Genomic DNA, 15,254 nt, shown 5'->3' with positions numbered 1-15,254 from the left:
TGGGCAAGTTCTGGCGGCCATGGCTCATGTCGGCAGAGACGACCTGAGTAGAAAGACGCCGAGATGTCACCACCGCGCCCGGCCACCCGCATGCCCCCCCATTCCGACAAGCCGCGGCGATTTATCTTCGTGCTATTGGAGAACTTCACGTTGCTGAGTTTTGCCTCGGCTGTGGAATGCCTGCGTATCACCAACCGTATGCTCGACCGGGAAGTCTATGATTGGCAGGTCGTGGGCGAGACGGGTGACACCTGTGTCAGCTCTTCGGGGGCGGTTTTTGCGCTTGATGGCGGGTTGGAAGAGTTGGGCCGCGACGATACGATTTTGATCTGCGGAGGGATCGACGTACAGGCGGCCACCACCAAGAAGCTGCTGGCATGGCTGCGCCGGGAGGCCCGCAAGGGGTTGGTGGTTGGCGGGCTGTGTACTGCCGCGCATACGCTGGCCAAGGCCGGGCTGTTGGACGGCAAACGCGCCACGATCCATTGGGAGAACCAAGACAGCTTTGGTGAGGAATTCGAAGAAGTTGCACTGACGAAATCGGTTTTCGTGGTGGACGGCAACAGGCTGACCACCGCTGGTGGCACCTCGTCACTTGACCTAATGCTAAAGCTTATCGCCGATGACCATGGCGAAGAGACAGCCAATGCCGTGGCTGACCAGTTGATCTATTCTTCAATCCGCACTGACCAAGACACGCAGCGCCTGTCGGTCCCGACACGAATCGGCGTGCGTCATCCCAAACTTAGCCAAGTCATCCAGCAGATGGAGCGTAATATCGAAGAGCCGATCAGTCCTTCGATCCTTGCGCGGGACGTGGGCATGTCGACCCGGCAGTTGGAACGGCTGTTCCGCCGCTACCTCAATCGCAGCCCCAAGCGCTATTACATGGAGTTGCGTCTGCAAAAGGCGCGTAACCTGTTGATGCAGACGGATATGAGCGTGATCAACGTGGCGCTGGCATGCGGTTTCGCTTCGCCGTCGCATTTCTCTAAATGCTACCGCGCGCATTACCAGACCACGCCCTATCGCGAGCGGGGCAGCCAATCGTCGCGGCTGCCAGTGTAAAGCCTCCAATGTGGAGATTAAGGTGTGATCCGGTAGACTGTGCCATTGACCTCGGAAATGAACCAAATCCCGCCCTCCGGGCCTTCGACCACATCACGCACGCGGGCGGTTTCCTCGGTCTTGATCTGCTCCACCTCTTCTAGTGGGTCGCCACTCAACCGAGCAATGTAATCGAACTTGAGCGAACCTACGAAGATATCGCCCTCCCACTCAGGAAAAAGCGCGCCTGAGTAGACCATCAGACCCGCAGGGGCGATGGAGGGATCCCAGTAAAATTCGGGCTGTTCCATTCCTTCTTTCGCAGACCCCTCGCCGATCTTTTCGCCCGAGTAATGTTCCCCATAAGAGATCACTGGCCAGCCGTAATTCGAACCCTTGGAGATGCGGTTTACCTCGTCACCGCCCTTGGCTCCATGCTCTGACACCCAAAGCCGTCCTTCAAGGTCAAGACCTGCACCCTGCGGGTTGCGGTGGCCGTAGGACCAAATCTCGGGAAGCACGTCTGGCGTATCTACGAAAGGGTTGTCATCCGGGATCGAACCATCGCGGTTCACGCGGATGATGCTGCCGTTATGCCTGCTGCGGTCTTGGGCTGCGGGCCTGTCGCCGCGCTCACCGATAGTCATCAGCAGGGTGCCATCGGGCGCCTCAACCACGCGAGAGCCGAAATGCTGACCGCCGCTGCTGCCGGGTTTCATGGCAAAAAGCTCAGTCAGGTTTTCCAAGCGGCTGCCATCGTCCGACAGGCGTGCAGAGGCAAGAGCAGTGCCCGCGCCGCCGTTCTCTTGCGGCTTGGCATAGGTCAGGAAAAGCTCGCGACTTTGCTCAAAATCCTGCGCCAATGTGATGTCGAGCAGACCGCCCTGCCCGACCACCGCGACCTCTGGCAGGTTCGACACCTCATGCCGTATGCCGTCCTTCTCATAGACCAACCGCCCTGCCTTTTCCGTCACGAGCAGCCCCCCTCCCGGCAAGGGTGCAACGCCCCAAGGGGCTTCTAGGCCTTCGGCGATTGGCAGGATCGTCATGGCGCTTTGCGCGCGCGCGGGGTCTGCGGCGTAAACGCTGCTAAGGCCAATCGCAGCGGTCGCGACAATATGCTTTACGAAAGTCATGGGCAGGCTCCTTTTGGATTGAGGGCTTGGGCTAAGATGTAGACAGCACGCCGGTCATTTCCACCGCGCGGCCTACCGCACGCGAAAAGCCGCCCGTCAAAAACACTTGATAAATCGCCTTTTCTTTTCCGAAACACCGACCTAACGTTCCATCAGAACGAGAGTTCAACTAAGGGAGAGAACCAAATGAAAAAAATTCTGATGGCCACAACGGCTGTTGCTCTGCTTGCCACTGGCGCGCAGGCCCAAGATACCAAAATCGGCATTCTGCTCGGCTTCACCGGCCCGCTGGAATCGCTGGCCAATGACATGGCGGCTGGTGCTGAACTGGCGATTTCCGAAGTCAACGAATCCGGCAACTTCCTCGATGGCGGCACCGTTTCGTCCGAGCGTGGCGACACCGGCTGCATCGACGCGGGCCTCGCCGTGGCTTCCGCTGAGCGTCTGATCACCTCTGATCGCGTTAGCGGCATTGTGGGCGGCATGTGCTCGGGCGAGACAACGGCTTCGCTGCAAAACGTCGCCATTCCGAACGGCATCGTGATGATTTCGCCTTCCGCGACATCGCCTGCGCTGTCGACTGTCGAAGACAATGGTCTGTTCTTCCGCACGTCGCCATCGGATGCGCGTCAGGGTCAGGTCATGGCCGACATCCTGAACGACCGTGGCATCAAAGAAGTCGCCGTCACCTACACCAACAACGACTATGGTAAGGGTCTGGCCGACAGCTTTGAAACCGCGTTCAAGGAATCCGGCGGCACGGTCACGATCAATACCTCGCATGAAGACGGCAAAGCGGATTACTCTGCCGAAATCGGCGCGCTGGCCTCGGCCGGTGGTGAAGTGCTGATCGTTGCGGGCTACGTCGACCAAGGCGGCGCGGGCATTGTGAACGGTGCATTGGACGCAGGCGCGTTCGACACATTCATGTTCCCCGACGGCATGGTTTCCGACACGCTGGAAGAGAAGTTTGCCGAAATCGCAGATGGCTCCTTTGGCCAGAACCCAAGCGCGGCTGGCGAAGGCCCCGACAACTACAAGAAGATGGGCGAAGAAGCTGGTTTCGAGCCAACAAACGCCTTCTCTCCCGAAGCCTATGATGCGGCAGCATTAATGTTGCTGGCGATGCAGGCGGCAGGCTCTAACGATCCGGCCATGTACAAAGAAAAGGTGATGGAAGTTGCCAACGCACCGGGCGAGAAAATCCTGCCGGGTGAGCTGGGCAAAGCGCTGCAGATCATCAAAGACGGCGGCGATGTCGACTATGTCGGTGCCTCCGCGGTTGAGCTGATCGGACCGGGCGAAAGCGCGGGCAGCTACCGTGAGATTGAGATGAAAGACGGTAAGATGGTGACGATCGGCTACCGCTGATTCGACCTTCGTTTGAAGCGCTCGCAGGGGCCCGGTCGCATCGCGATCGGGCCTTTTGCCTAGGAAATCGGCTTTTCTTCCGCGCTGGCAGCCAGTACAAATCCTTTATTGAGGACGTGGAAAACACGTCCCGTCTGGGAGGACAGGATGGAAAAGCAAAAGATGGCCGTGCCGGTCAAGGCTTTGGGCATGCATAATGCCGATCGTGATTTCGGCAGCGGCGTACAATTTGCCTTTAACAAGGCAGCAGCAAGCTTTCTTCTCAAAAGGACCGCAGCGGTCCCTTCCAAGAATATCAACAGACTGTAAACAGGTAAGATAGCGCGATATTCGCGCGGCCAACCGCATAGCGACCAATAAAAACCAGCCACAAGGTGGCGGACACGGGGATGGACATATGATCGTCGTAGACGACGTACACAAACACTTCGGCGGGTTTCACGCCGTGGACGGGGCCAGCCTGTCTATTGAAAAGGGATCGATCACTGGGTTGATCGGCCCCAACGGCGCGGGGAAAACCACGCTTTTTAACGTTATCGCAGGCGTGCTAAAGCCCACCTCGGGCCGGGTCACGATGGATGGCGAAGACATCACCGGCCTGCCGCCGCATGAGCTGTTCCACAAGGGCCTGCTGCGCACTTTCCAGATCGCGCATGAGTTTTCGTCGATGTCATGCCGCGAGAACCTGATGATGGTCCCCGGCGACCAGTCGGGCGAAACGCTGTGGAACACATGGTTTGGCACCAAGCGCATCGCCAATGAGGAACGCGCGCTTAAAGCCAAGGCCGATGAGGTCTTGGAATTTCTGACCATCGAACATCTGGCCGAGCAAAAGGCAGGGCAGATCTCAGGCGGTCAGAAAAAGCTGTTGGAACTGGGCCGCACCATGATGGTGGATGCCAAGATCGTCTTTCTGGACGAGGTTGGCGCGGGCGTGAACCGCACACTGCTCAACACCATTGGCGACGCCATCATCCGCTTGAACCAAGAACGCAATTACACATTCGTCGTCATCGAGCATGACATGGATTTCATTGGCCGCCTTTGCGACCCGGTGATCTGTATGGCCGAGGGCCACGTGCTGGCCGAAGGCACGCTGGATGAGATCAAGGCGAACGAGCAGGTGATCGAGGCCTATCTCGGCACCGGCCTGAAGAACAAGGACAAGGTAGGCGCATGAGCAATGATCCCTACGGCGACCGAGGCAACAAAGATTGGTCGGTCGGCAACGCAAAAGGCCAAGGCAGCATCATGCCAAAGGCCAGCGGAAAAACCCACCCCGCCCCCGGCGGTCCCTTCCTGATCGGCGACAGCATGACAGCGGGCTACGGCGCTGGCCCCGACATTCTGCACGACTGCACCATCGCGGTGGACCGCGGCGAGATCGCTGTGATCGTCGGCCCCAACGGGGCGGGCAAATCCACCGGCATGAAGGCCGTCTTCGGCATGCTCGACATGCGCAAGGGCCACGTGCGGCTGGACGGGGAGGACATCACCAACCTCAGTCCCCAAGACCGGGTGGCCAAGGGCATGGGCTTTGTGCCCCAGACCTCCAACATCTTCACCTCGATGACGGTCGAAGAGAACCTAGAGATGGGGGCCTTCATCCGCCGTGATGACTTCCGCGATACGATGGCGCAGGTCTATGACCTCTTCCCGATCCTCAAGGAAAAGCGGCTGCAAGCGGCGGGCGAACTCTCTGGCGGTCAACGCCAGCAGGTCGCTGTCGGTAGGGCGCTGATGACCCAGCCTAAAGTCCTGATGCTCGACGAGCCCACCGCAGGCGTCAGCCCCATCGTCATGGATGAATTGTTCGACCGGATCATCGAGGTAGCCCGCACCGGCATCCCGATCTTGATGGTTGAGCAAAACGCCCGCCAGGCGCTTGAGATTGCGGACAAGGGCTATGTCCTCGTGCAGGGGGCGAACGCCTTTACCGGCACCGGCAAAGAGCTTTTGGCCGATCCCGAAGTCCGCAAATCGTTTCTGGGGGGCTGAACATGGATCTGCTCAACGCATTTATTGCACTTTCGAACTATGTCCTCATTCCGGGCATCGCCTATGGATCGCAGCTCGCCCTTGGCGCGCTTGGTGTGACGCTGGTCTACGGCATCCTGCGGTTCTCCAACTTCGCCCATGGCGACACGATGGCGATGGGCACCATGGCGACCATCCTCATCACATGGCTGTTCCAGTCGATGGGGCTGAGCCTCGGCGTGCTGCCAACGGCGCTGTTGGCCCTGCCCTTCGGCATCGGCTTTTGTATTCTGCTGCTTTTGGGGACGGACCGCGTGGTCTATAAGTTTTACCGTGAGCAAAAGGCCAAGCCGGTGATTTTGGTGATCGTGAGCCTCGGCGTGACCTTCATCTACAACGGCATCACACGCTTCATCATCGGCGCGGACGATCAGAACTTTCTTGATGGCCAGCGCTTCATCATGTCAGCGCGCGACTTCAAACAGATGACCGGTCTGGACGAGGGGCTTGCCTTTAAAACGACCCAAGGTATCACCATTGTCACCGCAATCATCGTTGTGGCGGTGCTGTTTTGGTTCCTTAACAAGACCCGCGCGGGCAAATCCATGCGCGCCTATTCGGACAACGAGGATCTGGCGCTGCTGTCGGGCATCAACCCTGAGCGGGTGGTGATGATCACTTGGATGATCGTGGCCGCACTCGCGACCATCGCAGGCACGCTTTACGGGTTGGATAAGTCATTCAAACCCTTCACCTACTTCCAGCTTCTTTTGCCAATCTTTGCGGCGGCGATTGTTGGTGGGCTTGGCAGCCCTGTGGGGGCAATTGCGGGTGGTTTCGTCATCGCGTTTAGCGAGGTGACAATCACCTATGCTTGGAAAAAGGTGCTGGGCTACGTCATGCCCGAGGGGATGGAACCTGACGGCTTGGTCCAACTCATGAGCACAGATTACAAATTTGCGGTCAGCTTCGTCATTCTTCTGATCGTTCTGCTGATCAAGCCCACCGGGCTGTTCAAGGGGAAATCGGTATGACCCAGACTGTGAAAAACACGATCCTTTTCGGCATCATCGCTTTGATGATCATCTACACCGGGTTTGAGCAAAGCTGGAACTCCGCTCTGCTGATCATCGCCATGGGCCTGATCTCGTCGATCATGGCGTTGGGGGTGAACCTTCAATGGGGTTTTGCGGGGCTCTTTAACGTCGGCATCATGGGCTTTGTGGCGCTTGGCGGTCTTGCGGCTGTGCTGGTCTCCATGCCCCCGACCGAGGGCGCATGGTCCACCGGCGGCTTCGCCATTCTGGGTGCGCTGGCGCTTGGCGCGGGCACGGTGGTCGCGGCGGTTATGCTGATGAAACGCATGGCCCCCGGCACGGCCCGCACGCTGGCGGTGATCGCGGTACTGGTCATCGGCTTCTTCGTCTTCCGCGCCCTGCTCGACCCTGCGGTCGAGGCGGTCGAAGCGATCAATCCGGCGCAGAGCGGCTATCTCGGTGGTCTCGGCCTGCCGGTGCTGATCTCTTGGCCCGTAGGTGGTCTCTTTGCCGCAGGTGCGGCATGGCTCATCGGCAAGACGGCTTTGGGCCTGCGGTCGGATTATCTCGCGATTGCCACGCTGGGGATTGCCGAGATCATCATCGCGGTGCTGAAAAACGAAGACTGGATGAGCCGGGGCGTGAAAAACGTCATCGGCCTGCCGCGCCCGGTGCCCTATGAGATCGATCTGCAGAACGATCCCAGCTTTGTCGAACGCGCCGCCGGGTTCGGCTTCGATCCGGTGGACGCATCGACGCTCTGGGTCAAATTGCTCTATATCGCGCTCTTTGCGGTTGTACTGATCGTCCTGCTGTGGATGAGCCAGCGTGCGCTGCATTCCCCTTGGGGCCGGATGCTGCGGGCGATCCGTGACAACGAGGTCGCAGCCGAAGCGATGGGCAAAGATGTCACCGCGCGGCACTTGCAGGTCTTCATCCTTGGCTCCGCGATCTGCGGCATTGCCGGGGCGATGATGACCACGATGGACAGCCAGTTGACGCCGGGCACCTACCAGCCGCTGCGCTTTACCTTCTTGATCTGGGTCATGGTGATCGTCGGCGGGTCGGGCAACAACTTCGGTGCGATCCTTGGGGGCTTCTTGATCTGGTTCCTTTGGGTGCAGGTCGAGCCAATGGGTCTGTGGCTGATGAGCCTCATCACCGCTGGCATGTCCGAAGGCTCTGCCCTGAAGGCGCATCTGATCGAGAGTGCCGCGCATATGCGCCTGCTAACGATGGGCATGGTGCTTCTGCTGGTGCTGCGGTTTAGCCCGCGCGGGTTGATCCCCGAGCGGTAAATTAGAGGTTGATGGCCTATGAGAAAGGGGCGCGGTATTGCTACCGCGCCCCTTTTCTTTGTCCATCGCTTGCCTCAGCGCCCTTTGAACAGTCCGCCCAAGATGCCGCGGACGATCCGGCGACCTGTGGTGCCTTTCAGCTCCTTGATCACAACCGAGGCGATGGCATCGCCAAACCCATTTGACGTACTGCGGGTGCTCTTTGTGCTCCGCGTCCCGCCATAGCGGCGGGCTTTCTGGAATTCACGCGCGGCCTCGTCTTCGGCCTCTGCGGCAGCCTCTATCTTCTCAGCCTCTTTCGCCGCGGCCTCCGCGCGGGCCTTCAGCATTTCATAGGCCGACTCGCGGTCTTTCAACGTGTCGTATTTCCCGGCAAGATCCGACTCTGCCAGCACAGCGGCACGCTGACCTATGGAGATGGGGCCGAGCTGCGACGACGGCGGCCGGATCAGGGTGCGCTCCACCACACCCGGCACGCCCTTGCGTTGCAGCATGGAGGTCACCGCCTCGCCCACGCCCACCTCGCGGATCGCCTCTTCGGTGTCAAAGCGCGGGTTCTCGCGGTAGGTTTGCGCGGCTTGGCGCAGCTCTTTGCGGTCGCGCGCGGTAAAGGCACGCAGCGCGTGTTGAATGCGGTTGCCCAGCTGGCCCAGAATATCATCGGGCACATCTGCGGGGTTTTGAGTGACGAAATAGACCCCAACCCCCTTGGATCGGATCAGCCGTGCCACCTGTTCGACCTTATCGACCAGCGCTTTGGGGGCGTCGTCGAAAAGCAGATGCGCCTCGTCGAAGAAGAAGACCAGCTTTGGCTTGTCGGGGTCGCCCACCTCGGGCAGTTCTTCAAAGAGTTCGGACATCAGCCATAGAAGGAAAGTCGCGTAGAGTTTCGGTGAGGCCATGAGCTTGTCGGCGGCTAAAATGTTGATCCGCCCGCGCCCGTCGGCATCGCAGCGCATCAGGTCCGACAGTGCCAGCGCCGGTTCGCCAAACAATTGCGCGCCGCCTTGGTTTTCCAACACCAGCAGCCGCCGCTGGATCGTGCCAACGGACGCGGCGGAAACATTGCCATAGCGTAGCGCCAGTTCTTTGGCGTTCTCTCCAACCCATACAAGCAGTGCCTGTAGGTCTTTGAGGTCCAGGAGCGGCATCCCTTCCTCATCGGCCACGCGGAAGGCGATGTTCAAAATACCCTCCTGCGCTTCGCTGAGGTCTAAAAGCTGAGCGATCAGCAATGGACCCATCTCAGACACGGTGGTGCGGACTGGATGCCCCTGTTCCCCAAAGAGATCCCAAAAGGTCACAGGAAAGGATTGATAGGCGTAGTCTTCAAACCCGATTTTCGCCGCGCGTTCGGTGAAGGGGCCGTGCAGTTTCGCAGCCTCGCTCCCCGCGACAGCGAGGCCCGAGAGGTCACCCTTCACATCCGACAGAAACACTGGAACGCCCGCATTGGCAAAGCCTTCGGCGAGGATTTGAAGCGTGACCGTCTTGCCCGTCCCGGTAGCCCCGGCGATCAGCCCGTGGCGGTTGGCATAGCCGAGGTCGAGAAATTGCTTGGTCGCATAGTCGGGACCACCGCCGCCGATAAAGATGTCACTGCTCACGCTGGGGCCTTTCTGTCAATTTTAGCCATTCGTCCGTTCCAGTAGAGCATACAAACTTAACCTTTGCGCGCCATAGTGAAGACATCCCGCCCATATGTCCTTCTACCGGGCGGGGTATACTTCCTCCCTGTTAGACTGGCCGCGCCTTCGGGTGCGGCCCTTTTTCTACCACAGGCTGCCGCATCACCCTGACAGATTGTCGCATTTTTACTGTTGACCGGCACCACGCGCTTGCCTAACGTGGCATTAATAAGTCGGCCCAGTCCGACGGGGAGAAAGTACACGGAAGGGGGCGCGCTGCGTCCCCTTTTGCGTTTCCGGCAGCTAAGCCTCTGACATCATAGGGAAATCGCGCCATCTTCACTCGGCATGAATTTGCCCGAACCATGATTGAAATGCGGCCTTGACCACTGACAATCCCGGGGCAGCGTGGTAAGGGGCGGTAACGCAACTAATGTGGATATGACATGAGAAAGTTTATGACCGCCCTGCCGCTTTGTGCAGCGCTTGCACTGACGGCCCCAATCACCGCTTTCGCCCAGACCGCGACAGATACCACAACGTCTGAGACCGCCGCGCCTGAAACCGCAGCACCTGAAACGGCTGCAGAGGAAAGCACCACGCCAGATGACGAACTCCAGCCCGGCACCAGTGGAAATGCATCTGAGGTCGAGAGCCAACTGAGCCTTGGCGAAGACGCAAACAAAGATCCCGAGCTGGGCAAACCTTACACCAAGAAAGAGATCGGATCCTGGGAGATGCGCTGCATCAAGACCGAAGAAGAGGTCGATCCTTGCCAGATGTATCAACTGCTCGCGGATGGTGAAGGCGCGCCCGTCGCCGAATTCTCGCTCTTCCGTCTGCCCGGCGGTGGCCAGGCTAAAGCGGGTGCCACGGTTGTTGTACCGTTGGAAACCGCCCTGCCCGCGCAGCTCACCCTCTCGGTCGACGGTGGCAAGGCGCGCCGTTATCCCTATGCCTTCTGCAACCCGGTGGGCTGTTACGTGCGCATGGGCCTGACAGATGCAGATATCGCGGCGTTCAAGCGCGGCAAGCAAGCGGTGATGACCATCGTGCCCGCACTGGCCCCTGATCAAGAAGTGAAAGTAACCCTTTCGCTCGACGGCTTCACCGCCAGCTACGACGAAGTCTCAGTTATCGAGCAGTAAGACCTGCGACAAATTTCGAAATCAATGCCGCTCCCCCAGGGGGCGGCACTTTTCGTCTCTGCTTGATAACTCAGGCGCGGCGCAGGGCCAGCACAGCATTCATCCCGCCAAAGGCAAAGGCATTGCTGAGCGCCACATCGACCCTCGCGTCACGGGCCTCGTTCGGCACCACATCCAGCGCGCATTCCGGATCGGGTTCTTCATAGCCGATGGTGGGCGCAATCACCCCGTCCCGCAGCGCCATGATACAGGCCAAAAGCTCAACCGCGCCGGTGCCGCCGATCACATGGCCGTGCATCGATTTGGTTGACGAGATCATCAGTTGATCCGCGTGGGCGCCGAAAACATCCGCGACCGCCGCGCATTCGGTCTTGTCGTTCGCCGCCGTTCCGGTGCCATGGGCGTTGATATAGCCGACCTCTTCGCGGTTGATCCCCGCATCTGTCAGCGCCCCCTGCATGGCACGCGCGGCACCAGCTTTGGACGGCATAACGATGTCGCTGGCATCAGAGGTCATCGCAAAACCCGCGACCTCGCAGAGGATATCGGCCCCTCGCGCGCGGGCGTGTTCATATTCCTCGAAAACAAAGACCCCTGCGCCCTCGCCCTGCACCATACCATTGCGGTTGGCCGAGAACGGGCGACAAGCATCGCGGCTCATCACGCGCAGCCCTTCCCATGCTTTCACGCCACCAAAACACAACATCGATTCCGATCCGCCCGTCACCATCACCGGGCTCATGCCAGAGCGGACCATTGCAAAGGCCTGCGCCATCGCGTGGTTGGACGACGCGCAGGCGGTCGACACGGTAAACGACGGACCGCGCAGGTTCCACTCCATGCTGACATGGCTAGCGGCGGCGTTGTTCATCAGTTTGGGCACCACGAATGGATGCACCCGGTTCTTGCCCTCTTCATAGACCGCGCGGTAGTTGTCGTCCCACGTGGACACACCACCGCCCGCCGTGCCCAGAACCACACCGGCCCGGGCGGCCAACTCATCGGTAAAGGTCAGCCCCGACTGCTCAATCGCTTCGCGTGCGGCGGCGAGGGTGAATTGGGTGAAACGGTCATAAAGGGCGATCTGTTGGCGATTGTAGCGCCCTTCGGCCTCAAATCCGCGCACCTGCCCGCCGATCCGGATGGCCAGCCGCTCCACATCGCGGAACTCAAGCGGGCCGATGCCGCATTTCCCTTCGCGCATCGCGGCGAGCGTCTCTGGCACCGACAGGCCCAGAGCGTTGATCGTGCCGGCGCCGGTGATGACAACTCTCTTCATGGGCTTAGCTCTGTTCGGCTTTCAGCCGCTCCACCCCGGCGACGATGCTGCGCACGGTCGAGATGTCGAAATCGCTTTCGCTGGGGCTATTGGCGTTGAAGGGCACGTTAATGTCGAATGTCTCTTCAATGGCGAAGATGCTTTCGACGACCCCCATGCTGTCGATGCCCAGATCCTCCAGCGTGCTGTCGAGCGTGACATCCTCCGGCTCAATCATGGCCTGTTCGGCGAGGATGGTGATGACCTGATCCTGAGTGCTCATGGCGGCGTCCCTCACATATGTCCGCGGCAGGTTTAGTCAGCCTTGTCGGCTTTGGAAACTAGCTTCTGCAAGGCTGCGACATCACGCAGCAGTTTGGGCAAGCGGCGCAGCGCTTTGTAGATTTCGGTCTGCTTGCTCATCTGCGTGGCGGGATAGCCGAGCATCGTGCGGCCCTTGGGTACGTTGGACAATACAATCGTCCCGCCGCCTGCGATCACCCGGTCGCCGATGGTGATGTTATCGGCCAAACCCACCTGCCCGCCCAGTACAACATTGTCGCCCACGCGGGTCGAGCCGCCAACACCGGCCTGCCCGCAAAGCAAACAGTTTTTGCCGATCACCGCGTTGTGGCCGATGTGCACAAGGTTGTCGATTTTCGTGCCATCGCCCACGCGGGTGTTGCGGATGGTGCCATTGTCGATGGTGGAGCCCATGCCCATTTCCACATCCGCGCCGATGGTCACAGCGCCGAGCGAATGAATGCGGGTCCAAGGCTGCGGTGCCGCGTCGCCCTGATCGCCCAGCGTTTGCCGGGCTTTTTCGACCGTGGAAAGCTCGGCCGTCACGAAAGAGAAACCATCGCCGCCCAAACGCACGCCGGACTGCGCGATGAAGCGTGGACCGATGGTCACGCGCGCGCCGATGCTGACATGTTCGCGCAGGAAACAGCCCTCGCCCAATGTCGAATCCACGCCGACAAAACACAGCGGTCCGATCACGCTCCCTGCGCCAATCGTAGCCCCGGCAGAGATCACCGCCAGCGGGCCGACCGAGACGTTATCACCAAGCACCGCATCGGGGTCGATCACGGCTGTAGGATGGATGCCCGGCTTGAACCCCTGCCCTTTATCGAGCAATCGCGTCACGCCAGAAAGCGCATAGCGCGGGCGGTTGGGCAGGATCGCGGCCTTCAGCCCCAGTGCCCGCCAATCCGCCCCCTCCCAAAGCATCGCCACTTCGGCGGCACCATCAGAGAGGCTGCTGGCATAGCGCGGATCCATCGCCAGCGCCAACTCGCCGCGTTGGGCGCTGGCCGGTTCGGCAACGCCGCTGACCTTGAGTGCGATGTCGCCCTCGGCGCTGGCGCCGACGGCCTTGGCGATTTGCTGAACACTATAGGTCATATCGGGCGGCCCTTACTTGTTGCGCGCCCGAGAGTTACCCCTGAACGCCGCGCAAGGCCACCCCCGCCTTGGCCAGCGCGTTCCAGATCAGCGCATCCCGGCCATAGACGTCATCACGGTATTCGGTGTGGCCACGGGCATTGGTGACGGCGGTGCGGTAGATCAGGTGAACGGGAACCTGCTCCTCAAGAACGATCCGGGTCTCGCGGCCACTGCGCAGCACCGCTTGGAATTCACCCTCGGGGTCCGCAGATTGCGGCGCCATCAGTGCATAGGCGAACTCAAAGGGTTCGGCCAGACGGACGCAACCATGGCTAAACGCGCGCACGTCCCGGTCAAACAGGCTCTTGGCGGGCGTGTCATGCAGGTAGATGTTATACTTGTTCGGGAACATGAATTTCACCAACCCGAGCGCATTGGTGTTGCTGGGCGGTTGGCGCATGGAAAAGGGGAAGGTCCGAGCGGTGTACTTGCTAAAGTTTACGGCACCGCGGTTCACCTTCCGTCCATTCCTGTCGGTGATTTCAATATGGCTCACCGCATTACGGTTCTGCTTGAGTTGCGGCAGGTATTCCCCGGTCACGATGGAGCGCGGGACGTACCAGCTTGGGTTCACCACCATATGTTCCATCACATCGGAAAATTCGGGCGTTGGGCGGTCTTCGCGTGCGGCGCCAACAACTGAGCGGGTCTGGAAGGTAGTCTTTCCATCGTCAATGATCTTGGCCGAGAAGTCGGGGATGTTTACGAGGATATGACGCTTGCCACGGTCGGTGTTGAACCAACGCTCGCGCTCCAACGCGACCATGACCGATTGCAGCCGCTGCTCAACACCGATGTTGATCTGCTTCATGGTGGCCGGACCGGCCACGCCATCGGTGTTCAATCCATGGGCCTCTTGGAACTGGCGCACGGCATCGGTGAGAGTTGCGTCATAGCCAACGGCGTTCGAGCGCTCAAGGTAGCCCATGGCAATCAGGCGGTTGCGCAGCGCGATCACATCATTGCCGGTATCGCCCGGCTCAAGTTTGCCTGCGGGCACCGAGGGGCCCCACCCGCCCTGCGACAACAGCTTTTCCATCACGATTTTTTCTTTGAGCAACGCATTATACTCAAGGCTGCGCGGCGGCAGCGCGCGGAAATAGGCGGCGGGCGAGGTTTTCGGCAAGTCTTGCAGGTATGTTTTGCGGTCGCGGTAAGGAATTTCGCGCACGATTTGGCTGATGATCCGCTTGGGGATCAAGACGCCGGTCTGCACGTCCCGGGCATAGCGCAGGAAGACCCGGCTAAGTTCCACTTCGGCGAATCCCCGGTCGCGCGGGGATTTTGCATTGCGCAGCATTTCCAAGACGGCGTCTGGATTATAGCGGGTAACGGGCAGGCCATGATCATCCGCGGCGCTGATCGCGCGCAGCAATTCAGAACGTCGGGCGCGATGTGTGTCGGCCGCTCCTGTCCAGATCGCGGTATAATCATTCTCACGATAGAAGGCCGCAATATCATCGTCTTGGGCTGCTGCCTCAGCGACCGCTTGCTTGAAAGCTGTGACCTGCGCCGCAACAGGTCCAGGTAGAACCAGCGCCGCGATCATCAGGGCCAGCCCTGCAATTAGATTGGGCAATTGCCGTGAAAAAGTCGCGCTGAATGCCATGTCGTTCCCCGTGGAATATATCTCTGCCGCCAAGCGACCCTATCGCCTGTTCGGTTTGCCAATATATAGACGCGCAAGTCCATTCAAATTTCCGTTCGTGAAAAATTCTGCATTTTGATTGTGCGCATCGCGCATCGCTTTTCCCTGTAAACACTGGGTTTTTTAAACGCTTTGCGCAAAAACTTGCCTAAATTTGATGCGGTCGGGAACCATTTCGATTCAGGTCTTGGTCAGATTTTCCCGCTATGCAATAACAATGTTGCATCTGGGGATGAGATGAATGGCCCATGTAACAT

Annotated in this window: 14 protein-coding genes; 8 read left to right on the top strand and 6 right to left on the bottom strand. The window is 59.6% G+C overall.

The window, feature by feature from the left end; all coding sequences use genetic code 11:
• Nucleotides 1–63: 63 nt before the first annotated feature.
• Nucleotides 64–1,068 (top strand): GlxA family transcriptional regulator, encoded by a 1,005-nt coding sequence (locus WNY61_RS18300; RefSeq protein WP_342852879.1) that lies wholly within the window; start codon nt 64–66, stop codon nt 1,066–1,068.
• A gap of 17 nt (nt 1,069–1,085) precedes the next feature.
• Here WNY61_RS18300 and WNY61_RS18295 read toward each other — a convergent pair whose 3' ends face one another.
• Nucleotides 1,086–2,183, bottom strand: coding sequence for a PQQ-dependent sugar dehydrogenase (locus WNY61_RS18295; protein WP_342852878.1), 1,098 nt, complete (start codon nt 2,181–2,183; stop codon nt 1,086–1,088).
• Between the two features lie 186 nt (nt 2,184–2,369).
• Between WNY61_RS18295 and WNY61_RS18290 the strand changes: the two genes are divergently transcribed.
• The 6 genes from WNY61_RS18290 to WNY61_RS18265 all read left to right on the top strand — a co-directional run bounded on the left by WNY61_RS18290 (nt 2,370) and on the right by WNY61_RS18265 (nt 7,866).
• Nucleotides 2,370–3,554: an ABC transporter substrate-binding protein gene (locus tag WNY61_RS18290; RefSeq protein WP_342852877.1), complete on the top strand. Its 1,185-nt coding sequence runs from the start codon at nt 2,370–2,372 to the stop codon at nt 3,552–3,554.
• 147 nt (nt 3,555–3,701) lie between these two features.
• Nucleotides 3,702–3,863 carry a hypothetical protein gene (locus WNY61_RS18285; protein ID WP_342852876.1) on the top strand — a complete coding sequence of 54 codons (162 nt, stop codon included), beginning with the start codon at nt 3,702–3,704 and terminating at the stop codon, nt 3,861–3,863.
• An 88-nt stretch (nt 3,864–3,951) separates the two neighbouring features.
• Entirely contained in the window at nt 3,952–4,734 is a 783-nt protein-coding gene (locus tag WNY61_RS18280; protein ID WP_339637198.1) for an ABC transporter ATP-binding protein, read from the top strand.
• Entirely contained in the window at nt 4,731–5,552 is an 822-nt protein-coding gene (locus WNY61_RS18275; RefSeq protein ID WP_342852875.1) for an ABC transporter ATP-binding protein, read from the top strand. Before WNY61_RS18280 ends, WNY61_RS18275 begins: the two co-directional genes overlap by 4 nt.
• A gap of 2 nt (nt 5,553–5,554) precedes the next feature.
• The gene (locus WNY61_RS18270; RefSeq protein WP_342852874.1) at nt 5,555–6,565 is read left to right on the top strand and encodes a branched-chain amino acid ABC transporter permease; all 1,011 of its coding nucleotides are present in this window, start codon (nt 5,555–5,557) and stop codon (nt 6,563–6,565) included.
• Nucleotides 6,562–7,866 (top strand): branched-chain amino acid ABC transporter permease, encoded by a 1,305-nt coding sequence (locus WNY61_RS18265; RefSeq protein ID WP_342852873.1) that lies wholly within the window; start codon nt 6,562–6,564, stop codon nt 7,864–7,866. The genes WNY61_RS18270 and WNY61_RS18265 overlap by 4 nt, the downstream gene beginning before the upstream one ends.
• Nucleotides 7,867–7,940: 74 nt before the next feature.
• Here WNY61_RS18265 and WNY61_RS18260 read toward each other — a convergent pair whose 3' ends face one another.
• Nucleotides 7,941–9,473: a helicase HerA-like domain-containing protein gene (locus WNY61_RS18260; protein WP_342852872.1), complete on the bottom strand. Its 1,533-nt coding sequence runs from the start codon at nt 9,471–9,473 to the stop codon at nt 7,941–7,943.
• 467 nt (nt 9,474–9,940) lie between these two features.
• Here WNY61_RS18260 and WNY61_RS18255 point away from each other — a divergent pair, with 467 nt between their 5' ends.
• Complete coding sequence (locus WNY61_RS18255; RefSeq protein ID WP_342852871.1) at nt 9,941–10,642, top strand: invasion associated locus B family protein; 702 nt, start codon at nt 9,941–9,943, stop codon at nt 10,640–10,642.
• Nucleotides 10,643–10,712: 70 nt separating this feature from the next.
• Here the strand turns inward: WNY61_RS18255 and WNY61_RS18250 are convergent, their stop codons facing one another.
• The 4 genes from WNY61_RS18250 to WNY61_RS18235 are packed head-to-tail and all read right to left on the bottom strand — an operon-like array spanning nt 10,713 to nt 14,898.
• On the bottom strand, nt 10,713–11,921 hold the full coding sequence (locus WNY61_RS18250) for a beta-ketoacyl-[acyl-carrier-protein] synthase family protein (RefSeq protein ID WP_342852870.1): 1,209 nt from the start codon (nt 11,919–11,921) through the stop codon (nt 10,713–10,715).
• A 4-nt stretch (nt 11,922–11,925) separates the two neighbouring features.
• Nucleotides 11,926–12,183 carry an acyl carrier protein gene (locus tag WNY61_RS18245; RefSeq protein ID WP_007119669.1) on the bottom strand — a complete coding sequence of 86 codons (258 nt, stop codon included), beginning with the start codon at nt 12,181–12,183 and terminating at the stop codon, nt 11,926–11,928.
• Nucleotides 12,184–12,215: 32 nt separating this feature from the next.
• On the bottom strand, nt 12,216–13,307 hold the full coding sequence (locus WNY61_RS18240) for a UDP-3-O-(3-hydroxymyristoyl)glucosamine N-acyltransferase (protein WP_342852869.1): 1,092 nt from the start codon (nt 13,305–13,307) through the stop codon (nt 12,216–12,218).
• Between the two features lie 34 nt (nt 13,308–13,341).
• Nucleotides 13,342–14,898 (bottom strand): L,D-transpeptidase family protein, encoded by a 1,557-nt coding sequence (locus WNY61_RS18235; protein ID WP_342852892.1) that lies wholly within the window; start codon nt 14,896–14,898, stop codon nt 13,342–13,344.
• Nucleotides 14,899–15,254 lie beyond the last annotated feature (356 nt).

The sequence above is a fragment of the Sulfitobacter sp. AS92 genome, assembly GCF_038900015.1.
Taxonomy (GTDB): Bacteria; Pseudomonadota; Alphaproteobacteria; order Rhodobacterales; family Rhodobacteraceae; genus Sulfitobacter.
The sequence above is the reverse complement of the archived record's forward strand: the minus strand, read 5'-3'. Positions and strand labels throughout refer to the sequence as shown.

What these genes read in the sequence shown, in the direction of transcription:
- WNY61_RS18290 (WP_342852877.1), top strand. Translation starts at nt 2,370, where the DNA reads ATGAAAAAAATTCTGATGGCCACAACGGCTGTTGCTCTGCTTGCCACT.
- WNY61_RS18255 (WP_342852871.1), top strand. Translation starts at nt 9,941, where the DNA reads ATGAGAAAGTTTATGACCGCCCTGCCGCTTTGTGCAGCGCTTGCACTG.
- WNY61_RS18250 (WP_342852870.1), bottom strand. Translation starts at nt 11,921, where the DNA reads ATGAAGAGAGTTGTCATCACCGGCGCCGGCACGATCAACGCTCTGGGC.
- WNY61_RS18300 (WP_342852879.1), top strand. Translation starts at nt 64, where the DNA reads ATGTCACCACCGCGCCCGGCCACCCGCATGCCCCCCCATTCCGACAAG.
- WNY61_RS18240 (WP_342852869.1), bottom strand. Translation starts at nt 13,307, where the DNA reads ATGACCTATAGTGTTCAGCAAATCGCCAAGGCCGTCGGCGCCAGCGCC.
- WNY61_RS18270 (WP_342852874.1), top strand. Translation starts at nt 5,555, where the DNA reads ATGGATCTGCTCAACGCATTTATTGCACTTTCGAACTATGTCCTCATT.
- WNY61_RS18275 (WP_342852875.1), top strand. Translation starts at nt 4,731, where the DNA reads ATGAGCAATGATCCCTACGGCGACCGAGGCAACAAAGATTGGTCGGTC.
- WNY61_RS18235 (WP_342852892.1), bottom strand. Translation starts at nt 14,898, where the DNA reads ATGATCGCGGCGCTGGTTCTACCTGGACCTGTTGCGGCGCAGGTCACA.
- WNY61_RS18285 (WP_342852876.1), top strand. Translation starts at nt 3,702, where the DNA reads ATGGAAAAGCAAAAGATGGCCGTGCCGGTCAAGGCTTTGGGCATGCAT.
- WNY61_RS18245 (WP_007119669.1), bottom strand. Translation starts at nt 12,183, where the DNA reads ATGAGCACTCAGGATCAGGTCATCACCATCCTCGCCGAACAGGCCATG.
- WNY61_RS18265 (WP_342852873.1), top strand. Translation starts at nt 6,562, where the DNA reads ATGACCCAGACTGTGAAAAACACGATCCTTTTCGGCATCATCGCTTTG.
- WNY61_RS18280 (WP_339637198.1), top strand. Translation starts at nt 3,952, where the DNA reads ATGATCGTCGTAGACGACGTACACAAACACTTCGGCGGGTTTCACGCC.
- WNY61_RS18295 (WP_342852878.1), bottom strand. Translation starts at nt 2,183, where the DNA reads ATGACTTTCGTAAAGCATATTGTCGCGACCGCTGCGATTGGCCTTAGC.